Annotated in this window: 11 protein-coding genes and 1 tRNA gene; 6 read left to right on the top strand and 6 right to left on the bottom strand. The window is 66.7% G+C overall.

Translation table 11 applies throughout. The features are described from left to right. Positions 1-16: 16 nt before the first annotated feature. Positions 17-93, top strand: a tRNA-Met gene (locus tag ACOZBP_RS17075). Positions 94-364: 271 nt separating this feature from the next. Continuing rightward, positions 365-1852: a cobyric acid synthase gene (locus tag ACOZBP_RS17070; protein WP_422677521.1), complete on the top strand. Its 1488-nt coding sequence runs from the start codon at positions 365-367 to the stop codon at positions 1850-1852. Between the two features lie 68 nt (positions 1853-1920). Here the strand turns inward: ACOZBP_RS17070 and ACOZBP_RS17065 are convergent, their stop codons facing one another. Further along, entirely contained in the window at positions 1921-4785 is a 2865-nt protein-coding gene (locus tag ACOZBP_RS17065) for a TonB-dependent receptor (protein ID WP_422677520.1), read from the bottom strand. Between the two features lie 188 nt (positions 4786-4973). Further along, entirely contained in the window at positions 4974-5114 is a 141-nt protein-coding gene (locus ACOZBP_RS17060; RefSeq protein WP_422677519.1) for a hypothetical protein, read from the bottom strand. On the opposite strand from ACOZBP_RS17060, the gene uxaC reads away from it, so the two are divergent. The 3 genes from uxaC to ACOZBP_RS17045 are packed head-to-tail and all read left to right on the top strand — an operon-like array spanning position 5113 to position 9497. Continuing rightward, positions 5113-6528: a glucuronate isomerase gene (gene uxaC, locus ACOZBP_RS17055; RefSeq protein ID WP_422677518.1), complete on the top strand. Its 1416-nt coding sequence runs from the start codon at positions 5113-5115 to the stop codon at positions 6526-6528. The genes ACOZBP_RS17060 and uxaC overlap by 2 nt on opposite strands. Further along, on the top strand, positions 6525-7994 hold the full coding sequence (locus ACOZBP_RS17050) for a mannitol dehydrogenase family protein (RefSeq protein WP_422677517.1): 1470 nt from the start codon (positions 6525-6527) through the stop codon (positions 7992-7994). Before uxaC ends, ACOZBP_RS17050 begins: the two co-directional genes overlap by 4 nt. Before the next feature lie 3 nt (positions 7995-7997). Further along, the gene (locus ACOZBP_RS17045; protein ID WP_422677516.1) at positions 7998-9497 is read left to right on the top strand and encodes a UxaA family hydrolase; all 1500 of its coding nucleotides are present in this window, start codon (positions 7998-8000) and stop codon (positions 9495-9497) included. Between the two features lie 19 nt (positions 9498-9516). Here the strand turns inward: ACOZBP_RS17045 and ACOZBP_RS17040 are convergent, their stop codons facing one another. The 4 genes from ACOZBP_RS17040 to kduI all read right to left on the bottom strand — a co-directional run bounded on the left by ACOZBP_RS17040 (position 9517) and on the right by kduI (position 13979). After that, complete coding sequence (locus ACOZBP_RS17040; RefSeq protein ID WP_422677515.1) at positions 9517-11166, bottom strand: pectate lyase; 1650 nt, start codon at positions 11164-11166, stop codon at positions 9517-9519. A 128-nt stretch (positions 11167-11294) separates the two neighbouring features. Beyond that, positions 11295-12341, bottom strand: coding sequence for a PfkB family carbohydrate kinase (locus ACOZBP_RS17035; RefSeq protein WP_422677514.1), 1047 nt, complete (start codon positions 12339-12341; stop codon positions 11295-11297). Between the two features lie 21 nt (positions 12342-12362). Next, positions 12363-13121, bottom strand: coding sequence for a 2-dehydro-3-deoxy-D-gluconate 5-dehydrogenase KduD (gene kduD / locus ACOZBP_RS17030; protein WP_422677513.1), 759 nt, complete (start codon positions 13119-13121; stop codon positions 12363-12365). A 12-nt stretch (positions 13122-13133) separates the two neighbouring features. Continuing rightward, entirely contained in the window at positions 13134-13979 is an 846-nt protein-coding gene (gene kduI, locus ACOZBP_RS17025) for a 5-dehydro-4-deoxy-D-glucuronate isomerase (RefSeq protein ID WP_422677522.1), read from the bottom strand. A 171-nt stretch (positions 13980-14150) separates the two neighbouring features. Between kduI and ACOZBP_RS17020 the strand changes: the two genes are divergently transcribed. Then, positions 14151-14792 (top strand): RpiB/LacA/LacB family sugar-phosphate isomerase, encoded by a 642-nt coding sequence (locus ACOZBP_RS17020; protein ID WP_422677512.1) that lies wholly within the window; start codon positions 14151-14153, stop codon positions 14790-14792. Positions 14793-14957 lie beyond the last annotated feature (165 nt).

The following is a 14957-nucleotide window of genomic DNA, read 5'->3' as shown; positions in this document are numbered from 1 at the left end:
TCGCACGCCGCCTTGCCGCGGGATGGAGCAGCCCGGTAGCTCGTCAGGCTCATAACCTGAAGGTCGCAGGTTCAAATCCTGCTCCCGCACCCAAATATCAAGAAGCCCCGGTGCGTCCCAGCGGGGCTTCTTGACGTTCAGTACTTACTCTCTGATCCAGCGCGGCTGCGGCGAGACCCCGTCCTGCCTACCCGCCGCAAAGCATGACGCCAGATACCTATACCGCCACCCTTCATCGCTCGCGCGGCGGGAGCCTGGGTCCTTTTCGCAGGGGGATGCCGGACGCTGAAGTCCATCTTTGATTGACCTGCTCGAGCGCCCGGCCCTAGGTCGAGTGATGAGAATGGATGTGCGCGGAGGGCCGATGGCGGCGCTGATGGTTCAGGGCTGCGGCTCCGACGTGGGCAAGTCGGTGCTGGTCGCGGGCCTTTGTCGGCTGTTCGCCAATCGCGGTCTGACCGTGCGCCCTTTCAAGCCGCAGAACATGTCCAACAACGCCGCCGTCACCGCACCCGACGCCGAGGGAAGGGCAGGCGAGATCGGTCGGGCGCAGGCGCTTCAGGCCCTGGCCTGCCGCACGCCGCCGACCGTGGACATGAACCCGGTCCTGCTGAAGCCGCAAAGCGATACGGGCGCGCAACTGATCGTGCGTGGGCGCGTCGAGGGCGTGTGGCAGGCAGCGGGCTATCAGGACCGCAAAGCCATGCTGCTGGACGTGGTGGTGGACAGCTTCCGTCGCCTGCAAGCCGAAGCCGATCTGGTCATCGTCGAGGGGGCGGGCAGCCCGGCCGAGACCAATCTGCGCGCCGGCGACATCGCCAACATGGGTTTCGCCCGCGCGGCGAACGTGCCGGTGGTGCTGGTCGGCGACATCGACCGGGGTCATGTCATCGCCAGTCTCGTGGGCGCTCACGCGGTGCTGGACGAAGGCGACCGCGCCATGATCCGGGGTTTTCTGATCAATAAGTTCCGGGGCGACCCGGCCCTGTTCAACGGGGGGCGGGCCGAGATCTCTCGCCGCACTGGCTGGCTTGATCTGGGCATGGCGCCCTGGCTGGCCGATGCGCGAGCCCTGCCCGCCGAGGACGCCGTGGTGCTGGATCGGGCGATGGGTGACGAGAGGGGGCGACGCGTCCGTATCGCCGTGCCCATGCTGTCGCGCATCGCCAATTTCGACGACTTCGATCCCCTGCGGCATGAGCCGGGCGTGGACTTCGGCTTTGTCCCGCCGGGAACGGCCCTGCCGGGGGACGCGGATCTGATCATCCTGCCAGGGACCAAGGCGACGCTGGCGGATCTGGCCTTCCTGCGGGCCCAGGGCTGGGACGTCGACATCGCCGCCCATGTGCGGCGCGGCGGGCGGGTGCTGGGCGTGTGCGGCGGCTATCAGATGCTGGGGCGCACGATCAGCGATCCTGATGGCGTCGAGGGCGTGGCCGGTTCGGCGTCCGGCCTGGGTCTGCTGGACGTCGAGACCGTGCTGGCGGGGGAGAAGACCCTGCGCCAGACCAGCGGGCGATTGGCGGCCTCCGACGCGCCGTTCGCCGGCTACGAAATCCATATTGGTCAGACCCGTGGGCCCGACACCCTTCGTCCCTTCCTCCGCATAGACGGGCAGGCGCATGGCGCAGTCTCTTCTAACGGCCGGATCGCCGGGCTCTATATCCATGGCCTGTTCGATCAGCCTGAGGCGCGTGCGGCCATCCTGGCCGACCTCGGCGCCTTATCGACAGGTGGCGATCAGACCGAGCGCGTTGATCAGGCGCTGGACCGGATAGCGGCTGTGTTGGAGACGCATTTCGACATCGCAGCGCTCAGTCGGATCGCGGGCCTGTCTCCGGTCGTCGGGTAAAAAAGAAGGCGCCGACGATCAGATCGTCGGCGCCCAGGTCACCGCTCAGGAGTGCGGTGGAAACGTGATCAGAACTTGTAGCGAGCGCCCACGAAGACCTGACGGCCCGTGTGGTGATAGACGTATGTGCTGTCACGCACGCCATCGAGTTCGCCGTGGTTCTGGCGGTTGAACTCGTCGGTCAGGTTGATGCCCTCCAGCGACAGCGCCAGCTTTTCCGTGACGTTGAACGAGGCCGAGGCGTCGATGCTGAGGGTCTCGGTCTTGCCCGTGGCGACGATGCCGCGCGTGCCGCCATTGGCCCCCGGAACCTGCTGATAATAGGTGTCGCGATAGGCGGCCGAGACACGGGCGTTGAAGCGCCCGTCATCATAATACAGCGTGGCGTTCCAGGCGTCGGGCGACAGGTTGACCAGGTTCGCCGTGACATAGGCGGTGCAGGCGGCCGTGGTGCAGTAGTCGATCTCCGACTCGACGTGCGTGAAGTTGGCCTGGACGCCCAGGTTCGAGAAGGCGCCCGGCAGGAAGGTGAAGGGCTGCTGGTAGCTGATCTCGAAGCCGGTCAGAGGACCGCCTGGCGTATTGGTCGGGGTGCTGAAGACGTAGTCCTCTGCAGGCGGGCGGTTCGTGGCTGCGGGGAAGGCTTCTGGGTTCATCGCCGTCAGCTCGGCATAGGTCATCCGTTGCTGGGTCGTCTGCACGTAGGTCGAGATGTCCTTGTAGAACAGCGCGAAGGACAGCAGGGATTCCGGCGCGAAATACCATTCCAGCGACAGGTCAAACGTGTCAGCTCGGAAAGGGTCCAGGTTCACGTTGCCGAGCGACGCCGTGCGGTTCGCCGCGCCGACCGCGCTGAGCGCAAACGTCGGCACCAGATTGGTCACCGGCGGGCGCGACATGACGCGGGCTGCGCCGAAGCGGACCATGACGTCTTCGATCGGTTCGATCGAAATGTTCAGCGAGGGCAGGATGTCGTCATAGTTGTTGGCGCCGGTGACGCGGGTGGTCACGCCGTTGAGCGCGGAGTAACCGGCGGCCTCGACCTCGGTGTTCACCCAGCGCGCGCCGAAGTTGCCGCGAACCGGCATGCCGGCCCACTCGGTGTTCCAGTCCATCTGAGCCCACAGACCAGTGTCTTTTTCCGTCACGTCGCGCCAGTTGCCCAGCGCCGTGGAGCCGTTCTCGAGACCCAGAAGACGGAAGTCACCGCCCGGCACGTTGGTGTTGCACAGGCAGTCTGCGCCATAGGCCTTCATGATGGCGTCGAGGTTGGGCGAGATCCAGGCCGTGGCCGAACCGGCGGGCAGGTCCAGATTCTTGCCGAAGCCTTCGAGCAGATAGGTGAGGCTGCCGATCGAGGAGCCAGCCGGAATGGCGGGAGCGATGTTGCTCTGACGCGCGTAGCCCGATCCGTCGGACTGGTATTCCTTGTAGCTCGCGCCGACCTTGAACGTCATGCGATCGTCGATATCGAACTCGAACGCGCCCTCGACGGTGGTGTAGGTGTTGGACTGCTCGCTCGACAGGATACGCAGTTCTGATTGCGGGGCCACGCCTCCGGGCGCCGGACCGGTGATGGTCCACTGGTTCGGATCCGTGACGTCAAAGCCATAGACGATCTTGGGCAGGTTGCGGTCTTCACGGAAGTCGATCGACCAGCCGTCGCCGTCCTGATGGTCGATGATGGCGTTGACCTGCAGCGGGTTGGCGAACTCGGACTTGGAGCGACCGGCCACGCCTCGGAAGCGCACCGTGTCCGAGAAATCGTGTTCGACTTCCAGGGTGTACTGGGTGAACTCGCTCTCCAGGACGTCGAAGCGTTCTTCGGTGCGCATATCCATATCGTCGAGGCGCAGATAGACCAGTTCGCCGGTTTCCGGATCGGCGATGGCTTCGACGATGTCGACCTGAGGCTTGCCGCCTGACGCGGCGTTGCGGCTCAGCGACCAGGCTTCGAGGAAGTTCTCCCTCCGGGTCGAGTCGAGCTTGGAATAGAGAGCGTCGAGGCTGACCGTGGTCGCGTCCGACGGGCGCCACTGCAGCGACATGGTCGCGCCCAGGCGTTCCTGCTCATGGCTCAGTCGGCCATAGCGGGGGATGCGCGGATGGAACAGGCCGCCGGCAGCCGCAGAACCGCCGGGCAGGGCGGCAGGGTTCTGGAAGCCGTTGTCGCCGTTGGCGGGACCCCAGCGGACGGAGCTGAAGCCTTCCTCGATGGAGCTCTTGTCGCTGTAGGCCAGCGACAGCAGGGCGCCGAACTTGCCGTCCATCCAGGTGTTGGAGATCAGGCCGGCGAAGCGCGGGCTCCACTGCTCGGACAGGTCGTTGTAGCCGCCTTGCGCCGAGGCCACGGCGGTGAAGCCGGGATAGTCGAACGGTCGCGCGGTGCGAAGATCCACCGTGGCGCCCAGCGAGCCTTCCTCGACCTCGGCCGAGGCGGTCTTGCGGACGGTGATGTTGTTGAAGAGTTCCGAGGCAAAGACGTTGAAGTCGAAGCCGCGTCCACGGTTTACGCCGCCCGAGCTGTCGGTCGCGCCGGTCGTGGCCTGGGCCTCGATGCCGTTGATGCGGGTGCGGGTGAACTCCGAGCTCAGACCGCGCACGGTGATCGAGCGGCCTTCGCCCGCGTCCCGGTCGATGGAGACGCCGGGAATACGCTGGATGGATTCCGCCAGATTGGTGTCGGGGAAGTCGGCGATATCCTCGGCCGAGATGGCGTCGACCACGCCCGCTTCGCGACGTTTGATGTTCAGGGCGTTCTGCAGGCTGGCGCGGAAGCCGGTGACGACGATTTCATCAACGGTGGTGGCGTCCTGTTCGGGGACAGGGGTGGCGTCCTGCGCCTGAGCAGCGCCTGCAAGCGCTATGGTCAGTGCGCCCAGCGAGGCGCCAAGGGTCAGCGCGTAACGCGCACGGGTAGCGTGGTGGGTCATCTATGTCCTCCTCCCAGTTGGGCCTTTCGAGGATCGATCGTCCTCGTTCCAGCCTCCGCGATCGCGGGAACCGGTGTCATTTGGCGTTTGTCAGCCTGTGCCACCGGTGTCATATAAAGCTACGCACAGTTTCCAGCGTGTGGCAAGACGAAGGCGAACGCCGTTTCCGTCAATGTCGCAGGCCCGGGCTACGCCAGCGAAATACAACCGATCGACCGCATCAGATGGTCGGCGAACAGGGAGACGACCATGCCGCTATCGCCTGTCGAATCACTGTTGGCCCGATCGTCGTTTCCGACCGCCTGATTTCTTGCTTCGAGTACCTGCATGACCCAGCCGCTTCGTCTGAACCCCGACCGTCTGTTCCCGGCCGACGCCGACACACGCAGCGTGGCGCGACGCCTCTACGCCGAGGTGAAGGGCCTGCCGATCATCAGCCCGCACGGTCACACCGACCCCAGCTGGTTCGCGGGCAACGAGAATTTCGCCAACCCGGCCGAGCTGCTGATCACGCCGGACCACTACGTCTTTCGCATGCTGCACTCGCAGGGCATGGCGATGGAGGACCTGGGGGTGCCTCGCGCCGACGGCGGGGCGGTCGAGGCCGATCCGCGCACGATCTGGCGCCGCTTCGCCGAGAACTACTACCTGTTCCGGGGCACGCCGTCGCGCATGTGGCACGACTGGGTCTATGCCGAGGCCTTCGGCATCGACGTGCGCCTGTCGGCCGAGACGGCGGACCACTACTACGACGTCATCGACGCCGCGCTGAAGACCGAGGCCTTCAAGCCGCGCGCCCTGTTCGACCGCTACAATATCGAGGTGCTGACCACGACGGAAAGCCCGCTCGACACGCTGGAGCACCACAAGACCATCAACGCCTCGGGCTGGAAGGGCAGGGTGCTGACCGCCTATCGTCCCGACCCGGTGCTGGATCCCGACTATGAGGGCTTCCGCGACAATTTGAAGGTTCTGGCGGACCAAACGGGCCGGGATACGATGTCTTGGGACGGCTACCTGCAGGCCCTTCGCGACCGCCGGGCCTTCTTCATCGAGATGGGCGCCACCTCGACCGACCACGGCCACCCGACCGCCTTCACCGCCGACCTGTCGAAGTCGGACGCCGAGGCTCTGTTCAAGCGGGTCTCGACCGCGCCGGCCAGCGCCGCCGACGCCGAGCTGTTCCGCGGGCAGATGCTGACCGAAATGGCGGCCATGTCGGTCGAGGACGGGCTGGTGATGCAGCTTCATCCCGGCAGCTTCCGCAACCACTCGGCCACGGTGTTCAACCGCTTCGGCCGCGACAAGGGCTGCGATATCCCGACCCAGACTGACTACGTCCGGGCGCTGAAGCCGCTGCTGGACCGCTTCGGTTCGGACACCCGCCTGACCCTGATCCTGTTTACGCTGGACGAGACCAGCTATAGCCGCGAGCTGGCCCCGCTGGCCGGCCACTATCCGGCGCTGAAGCTGGGGCCGAGCTGGTGGTTCCACGACAGCCCCGAGGGCATGCGCCGCTTCCGCGAGCAGGTCACCGAGACGGCGGGCTTTTACAACACGGTCGGCTTCAACGACGACACGCGGGCCTTCCTGTCGATCCCGGCCCGTCACGACGTGGCCCGGCGCATGGACTGCGGCTTCCTGGCCAAGCTGGTGGTCGAGCACCGGATGGAGGAGGATGAGGCCCACGAACTGGCCCACGCCCTGACCTATGGTCTGGTCAAGGCGGCCTACAAGCTGTGACCCGCCTGAACAACGCGGCCCTGTCGGGCCTGTCCGCAGGCGTCGCGCGCCCGGGCTATGACCGCAGCCAGGTGAAGACCGGCGTGGTCCACCTGGGCATCGGCGCCTTCCACCGCGCCCACCAGGCGGTGGTGTTCGACGACGCCCTGGCCAGCGGCGACCTGCGCTGGGGCGTGCTGGGGGCCTCGCTGAGGTCGCCCGGCGTGAGGGACCAGCTGAACCCGCAGGACGGCCTCTATACCCTGGTCGTCCGCGACGGGGCGGAGGAGCATCTGCGGGTCATCGGGGCCGGTCGCGGGGTTCTGGTGGGGCCGGAAGACCCCGCCGCCCTGGTCGCAGCCATGGCGGATGCGGACGTCCACATCGTCACCCTGACGGTGACGGAGAAGGGCTATCGCCTGGACCCCGCAACGGGCGACCTGCTGCTGGACGACCCGGACGTGGCGGCCGACCTGGCTGAGATTACTGCGCCTCGTACCGCGCCGGGATTCATCGTTGCGGCCTTGCAGGCGAGGAAGGCGGCGGGGCTCAAGCCCTTCACCGTCATCAGCTGCGATAATATTCCGCACAACGGCAAGCGTATCCGCGCAGGGGTCGTCGCCATGGCCCGGAATCTCGACCCGTTGCTGGCCGACTGGATCGAGGCCGAGGGCGCCTTTCCCCAGACCATGATCGACCGGATCGTCCCGGCCACCACGCCCGACGACGTGGCTCGCCTGACGGCCCGTCTCGGCGTCGAGGACCAGGGCATGGTCAAGGCCGAGCCCTTCACCCAGTGGGTGATCGAGGACTGGTTCGCGGGCGAGCGGCCCGATTTTGCGGCCTTTGGGGTCCAACTGACCGATGCGGTCGAGCCGTGGGAGGACGCCAAGCTGCGACTGCTCAACGGCTCTCACTCGGCCATCGCCTATCTGGGCGCCCTGTCGGGTCATGAGCATGTGCATGAGGCCGTGGTGGTTCCCGCCTTCCGCACCTTCGTCGAGGCCCTGTGGGACGCGGCCCAGACGACGCTGAGCCCGCCGCCGGGGCTGGATGTGGCGGCCTATCGCGACGAGCTGATGGCCCGCTTCTCCAACTCGGCCCTGATGCACCGGACGAGGCAGATCGCCATGGACGGGTCGCAGAAGCTGCCGCAGCGGTTGCTGGCGGGCGCGGCCGAACGACTGGAATCCGGGCAGGATATCGAGGCCATGGCCCTGGGCGTCGCCGCCTGGATGCGCTGGCAGGAGGGCGTGACCGAGAGCGGGGAGGCCGTCTTGGTGGATGACCCTCTGGCGTCGCGCACCGCCGAGCTGATCGCGGCGTCGGAGAACGACGAGGCCGAGGTCCGCGCCTTGCTGACCCTTTCGGCGGTGTTCCCGACGACGCTGGCGAACGATCGGCGCTTTGTCGATGCGGTCACCGGGGCGTTCCTGTCTTTGCGAGAGCACGGCGCGGTCGAGGCCGCTCGCCGGGTGACGGAGTAGATCATGAGCCGCGTCCTGGTCCTGAACCTCGCCGACGATGTCGCCATTGCGCTGGACGACATTGCGGTTGGCGAGACGCCCGAGGGGCTGGGCGTGCCTGCGCACGCCGCTGTCGCCACGGGGCACAAGATCGCTCGCCATGCGGTGGAGCAGGGGGGGCGGGTCCGTCGCTACGGTCAGGTCATCGGCCGGGCCAGGACGGCGATCGCCGCCGGGGATCATGTCCACGTCCACAATCTGGCTATGGCCGAGGATGGGCGGGAGGCGGAGGTGGGAGCCGACGTTCATGCGCCGACACCGCTGTCGGGCGCGACCTTCAACGGCATCGTACGCCCCGACGGCCGGGTCGGCACCCGCAACTACGTGGGCGTCCTGACCAGCGTGAACTGCTCGGCCACGGTGGCGCGACGGATCGCCGACGCCTTCCCCGACGCCGGCCTGCCCAAGGGCGTGGACGGGGTGGTGGCCTTTACCCATCAGGGCGGTTGCGGCGGCTCGTCGCTGTCCAGCGACACGACCCTGCTGCAGCGGACGCTGGCGGGCTATGCCCAGCATCCGAACTTCCATTCCATCCTGATCGTCGGCCTGGGCTGCGAGGCCAATCAGATCCCGGCCTGGCTGGCCAATGAGGGCCTTGAGGCCGGGCCGACCTTGCGCGCCCTGACCATTCAGGAGGCCGGCGGCACGGCCCGCGCCATCGAGGCGGGCATCGAGGTCGTGCGTGAACTGGTGGCGCAGGCGGCCAAGGTCGAGCGGCAGCCGGTGTCGGCCTCGCACCTTACCGTGGGTCTGCAATGCGGCGGGTCGGACGGTTGGTCCGGCGTGACGGCCAATCCGGCGCTGGGGGCGGCGGTGGACCTGCTGGTCGCGCACGGCGGCTCGGCCATGCTGTCGGAGACGCCCGAGATCTGGGGCGCGGAACACCTGCTGCTGCGTCGCGCGGCGTCGCAGGACGTGGCGGACAAGCTGAATGCGCGTCTGGAATGGTGGCGCGCCTATGCCGACAAGCACGGCATGGAGCTGAACAATAATCCGTCGCCGGGCAACCTGAAGGGCGGGCTGACCACCATTCTGGAGAAGTCGCTGGGGGCGGTGGCCAAGTCGGGCTCGACGCCGCTGAACGATGTGATCGGCTATGCCGAGCCGCTGGCGGCCAAGGGCCTCAGCTTCATGGACAGCCCCGGCTATGACCCCTGCTCGGCGACGGGGCAGATCGCCTCGGGCGCCAATCTGATCGTCTTCACCACGGGGCGGGGATCGGTCTTCGGGGCCAAGCCCGCGCCGTCGATCAAGGTCGCCTCCAACGCCAGGCTGGCGAGCTGGATGGACGAAGATATGGATATCGACGCTTCGCCGGTCCTGACGGGCACGACGATGGAAGAGGTCGGTCAGGCCATCTTCGAGCGGATGCTGGCTGTGGCCTCAGGCGAGCCGTCCAAGTCGGAGGCGCTCGGCATCGGTGACAACGAGTTCGTGCCCTGGCAGGTCGGCGCCTATCTGTAGGCGCCGACGCTACCGCTGATCAGCCCTCCAGCGTCTCGATCAGTTCGCCCATGTTCCTGATGAAGACCTGGGTCGAGACGCATTCGACCGGATAGTCGGTGGTGTAGGGCGAGGTGTCCCACAGGTCACCGACGCGGGTGGTCTGATACTCGCCGCCGGTCACCGCCGCCGGAGCTTCGCCGATATAGGGGTTGGAGGTCGTGGTCAGGGGCGAGGGCCAGTAGCCGCGCGCGTTCAGGCTCGCGATCAGTTCGGCGGCGCGGCCCGGCGCGGGCTTGGCGAGGCGGCGCGCGTCCGACGACATGTCCCAGACGTCCACGTCCTGCAGCGTGAAGTATTTCGGCAGGTGCAGCGTGCCGGGGCGGGCCTTCAGCGGCGAGTTGCGGCTGGCGTCCTCGGGCGACTTGGCGGCCAGTTCCTCGTACTCGCGGCGCAGGGCGGCGGTGTCGACGTTGCGGAACGAGCCGTAGTGGACGATCAGATTGTTGGGGTTGGTGTCGGCGTAATACTGGCCGTTGGTGATGTTGGACCCCTTGCGGTGGATATAGACCGGGGTGTTCGAGCCCTCGAGGATGAAGGTCGGGTGGGTCCGGCCCGGCGCTATCAGGCTCTGCGGCGTCTTGACCTGATCCAACCAGTCCAGAGCCTCGGGCAGGCGGGCGATGAACTTGCGGTCGCCCGTCAGGCGGTAGAAGCCCAGCATCGACTTGATGTTCGTGCCGGTGGCGTGGGTGGCGAAGGCCTGGGGTTCGATGGTGCGCGCGCCGGCGGGCTTCAAGCTGTCGGGGAAGTGTTGCAGGCCCCAGGCCGGCTGGGGCTGCGGTTGCTGGGTCTTCACGAAGATGTCCATGCCGCGCTGGATGGCGTCCAGCACGCGGGCGTCGCCGCGACCGTTCACAGCCAGGCCGTGATAGGCGTAGAGCAGGAACTCGAGGTTCTCGCCCGCCACGTCGTCGTTGAAGGTGATGTAGGGTGTGTAGTCGGCGTGGCCGTGCAGGCCGCCGCCCTCGACGAAGGGATAGCGCTGGGGCCAGCCGCCGTTGGCGTACTGGGCGTCGAGGACGAACTGGATCGCCTTGTCCAGCGGGGCGCGATACTGGCGCTCGCGCTTCTCCAGATAGACCCGCAGCAGCAGTTGCGAGGCCTCGGCCGTTCCGGCGTCGTCGAATGTCGCATTGCCGTAGTAGCGGTGATATTCCTCCATCCGCCAGGCGTTCTTGCCATAGGTGGCGTACCAGCGCTTGAGCGACTCCTCGCCAGCCGTGTCGATGACGTAGTTCCAGCCGCCGGCCGGATGCTGGCCGCGCACCAGGGCGTCGGTCGCGGACTTGGCGGCTTCGTAGAACTGTTCGTCGCCGGTGGCGTGATAGGCGTCGAGGTAGAGGTGCCCCACCGTCGCCGTGCCGGGCGGCTGGACCCAGATCATGGTCGGCGAGGCTTCCAACTCACCCCAGCGGCGCGAGAAGTCAGGCAGAACGTTCCAGACATAGCCGCCCTCGACGGCGGCCTCATCCGTCATGAACCGCGCAGCGCGCTTCATCGTGGCGATGACGGCGGCGCGCTCTGGGGCGGCCTGAAGCACGGTCTTGGCCAGGGCGGGGGCGGAGGCGGCCGTGAAGGTCGCGGCGGCGCCGGCGGCCAACAGGGCGCGGCGGTTCATGGTCGTCATGGTGTCTTCCTCGGATGCGTCGCCTCGCAGCTCTGACGGCTGCTTGAGTTCGGCAAAGCTAATCACGATTGACACCGGTTTCCTAGTGCCGGAGCGTGCCTGAAAACGCCCCCGTTTTCACGAAACCGTCAGCGACGAATGTCGAAGCCGCCGTCGCCCATGGCCGCGCGCACCTCGGCGGCGGTGAACAGGTTGAAGTCGCCGGGGACCGAGTGTTTCAGACCCGCCGCCGCCAGACCGAAGTCCAGCGCTTCCTGATCGGACCAGCCGCTCCACAGGCCGAACAGCACCCCGGATGCGAAGGCGTCGCCGCCGCCGACTCGGTCCACGACGCCGGTCATGTGAATGGCGTCGGCGCAGGTCTCGACCACCTCGCTGTTGGCGCCACGCGTCAGCATGACGGCCGACAGGGCCTGATCGGCGACGCTTTCCTGAACCCGCAGGGTGCAGGCGATGCGTTGCAGGCGGGGGAAGGCGTCGAACGCCGCAGCGGCGGCCAGACGGCGGCGCGCATTGGGATCGGCGTCCTCGAACTTGGTCTTCAGCACAAGGGCGAAGTCACGGTCGTCGGCGAAGGCGATCTCGGCGCCGGCCAGCATCTTGCCGAGGGTGGCGGGCGGATCGCCGGCCCACTGCTCCCACAGCTTGCCGCGGAAATTGCCGTCATAGCTGACGCGGACGCCGTTGCGGACAGCGGCCTCGACCAGTTCGACCGCAGCGCGCGAGCCGTTGGGGCCGGTGGCGGGGGTGACGCCGGAAACGTGCAGCCACTCATAGCCGTCGAGCAGGGCGTCCCAGTCGAAGGCGTCGGCGACGCGCTCGACAAAGGCCGAGCCGGCGCGGTCGTAGAGAACTTCGGACGGGCGGCGAACGGCGCCCGGCGTCAGGAAGTAGAGGCCCATGCGGCCGGGCGAGAAGACGATGGGGGTGGTGTCCACGCCATAGCGCCGGACCTCGTCGCGCGCGGCCTGACCCAGGGCGTTGTCGGGCAGGACGGTGGCCATGGCCGCCGGCGCGCCGAAGCGGGCCAGGGCGACGGCGACATTGGCCTCTGCCCCGCCGGGACGCGCGGTCAGGGCAGGGGACTGCAGCAGCAGCTCGTTCTGGTTCGGACTGAACCGCAGCAGCATCTCGCCGAAGCAGAGAATCTTGGAGTTCGGGCGAGGATTGCTCATGGTGTGGACGCTAGCGCGGTATCAGCGCGCCAGCCAGCCGCCGTCGACCGGCAGGGTGATGCCCTGCACATAGTCGCTGGCGCGGCTGGCCAGGAAGACGGCGGCGCCGCCGATGTCCGACGGATCGCCCCAGCGTCCAGCGGGAATGCGGCCCAGGATTTCCTTGGAGCGCACCGGGTCCTCTTGCAGGGCCTGGGTGTTATCCGTGGCGAAGTAGCCGGGCGCGATGGCGTTGGCGTTGATGCCGTGCTTGGCCCACTCGTTGGCCATCAGCTTGGTCAGGCCCGCCACACCGGATTTCGACGCGGTGTAGGACGGCACGCGGATGCCGCCCTGATAGGACAGCATGGAGGCGGTGTTGATGATCTTGCCGGCACGGTTGTCGGCGATCATCCGCTTGGCCGCGGCCTGGCTGAGGAAGAAGAGGACCTTGAGGTTGACGTTCATGACGTCGTCCCAGTCCTGCTCCGAGAAGTCCACGGCGTCATTGCGGCGGATGATGCCGGCGTTGTTGACCAGGATGTCGACGGGGCCGAGGGCCGCGGTCGCCTCGTCCAGAATGCGCTCGACCGGTTCGGTCGATGTCAGGTCCGCCTGGATGGAGACGCCCTTGCGACCCTTGGCCAGCACCTTGCCGACCGTGTCGTCTGACGTGCGGCGAGCGACCGAGGCGACGTCGGCCCCCGCAGCGGCCAGCGCCAGGGCGATGCCCTGACCGATGCCCGTATTGCCGCCGGTGACCAGCGCGACCTTGCCGGTCAGATCAAAAGGATTGGCCATGCCCATATGTCCTTACTTCAGCTGACAGATGTCGAGCTTGTCCATGTCGGTGTAGTCAAGGTTCTCGCCGCCCATGCCCCAGATGAAGGTATAGTTCGACGTGCCCGCGCCCATGTGGATAGACCACGGCGGGCAGATCACGGCCTCGCCGTCGGCGACGACGATGTTGCGCGACTTGTCCGGCTCTCCCATGAAGTGGAAGACGCGGTCGTCCTCGCCGAGGCCGAAATAGAGATAGGCTTCCGATCGGCGGTCGTGAATGTGCGGGGGCATGGTGTTCCATACCGAGCCGGGCTTCAGGACGGTGACGCCCAGCAGCAGCTGGCAGGACTTCACCTTGGCCGGAACGATATACTGGTAGATGGTCCGTTCGTTGGACGTTTCCAGCGCGCCCATCTCCAGCGGCACAGCGTCGGCGATCGAGATCTTGGTCAGGTCGTACCGGGCGTGCGCCAGGGTGGCGACCAGATAGAATTTGGCGGGATTGGCCGCGTCCTTCGAGGTGAAGGAGACGTTGACCGAACCCATCGGCACATAGGCGCCGTCGCGGAAATCCAGTTCGAGCACCTCGCCGTCGACGGTGACCATTCCGGCGCCGCCGATATTGACGATGCCCAGTTCGCGGCCTTGCAGGAAGGGCGCGCCTGCCAGCGACGCCGGCACGGAATGGGTCGGCAGGCTCAGCGGTGTCTCGGTCGGGGTCGCGCCGCCCATGATCATCCGCTCGTGGTGCGAATAGTTCAGGCTGATCTTGCCCGGAACGAAAAGGCCCTGGATCAGGTAGCGATCCCGCAACTGCTGGTTCGTGGGGCCGTCCATCATGTCAGGATGGGTGGCCTGATAGACTTTGTCGTACATGGGATCGTAGTACATGCGGGGTCTCCCTGGGAGCTCGCCGGGCGAGCCGCCGTGACGGATCTTGCGTCCGTCCTTCGGTGGACTAGGTAACCGGTGTCATATAATGATGCAATCGCTTAGACCATAATCGCCGACATCCGTCCGGCATCGCTTCGTCTTGAGGACACCGCCATGAAGATCGCTCTCATCATCGAAAACAGCCAGGCCGCGAAGAGCGAAGTGGTGCACACCGCCCTGACCAGCGTTGCAGAACCCCTGGGCCATCAGGTCTTCCATTACGGCATGTACGCCCCCGAGGATAAGGCCTCGCTGACCTACGTCATGAACGGCCTTCTGGCAGGCATCCTGCTGAACTCGGGCGCCGCCGACTTCGTCGTCACGGGCTGCGGCACGGGCATGGGCTCCATGCTGGCCTCCAACTCGATGCCGGGCGTCTTCTGCGGCCTGGTCATCGATCCCACCGACGCCTTCCTGTTCGGTCAGATCAACGACGGCAACGCCATCTCCATGCCCTACGCCAAGGGTTTCGGCTGGGCGGCCGAACTGAACCTTCAGGACGTCTATCGCAAGCTGTTCGAGGGCGAGCGCGGTTTGGGCTATCCCAAGGAGCGCGCCGAGATCATGGCCAAGAACCGCGGCATCCTGAAAGATCTGAAGGCCGTCACCTGCAACGACATGCTGACCGTGCTGAAGGCCATCGACCAGGACCTGCTCAAGGCCACCATCGCTGGTGAAAAGTTCAAGGAATACTTCTTCGCCAACGCCACCGACGAAGGCATTCGCGAGTATCTGAAGACCGTCGTCAGCGCATAAATCCGCGCTCGAAACGGCTTACAGAAAACAGGCGGTGGGGGCGGGGGGGGCGCCCCCCCGTGTGGGTTTTGACCGGGTCAGTTTGTGAAAGGCGTTGGGGTCGTTGGGACCCCCCAGGGCCGGGGCCCCACCGGCGGGCTGAGCGTGGGGGGGGAGGAGCCCCCC

Source organism: Brevundimonas sp. NPDC058933, assembly GCF_049315965.1.
Classification (GTDB): Bacteria; Pseudomonadota; Alphaproteobacteria; order Caulobacterales; family Caulobacteraceae; genus Brevundimonas.
Note: the sequence above shows the minus strand (reverse complement) of the source record. Positions and strands in the feature narration are given on the sequence as shown.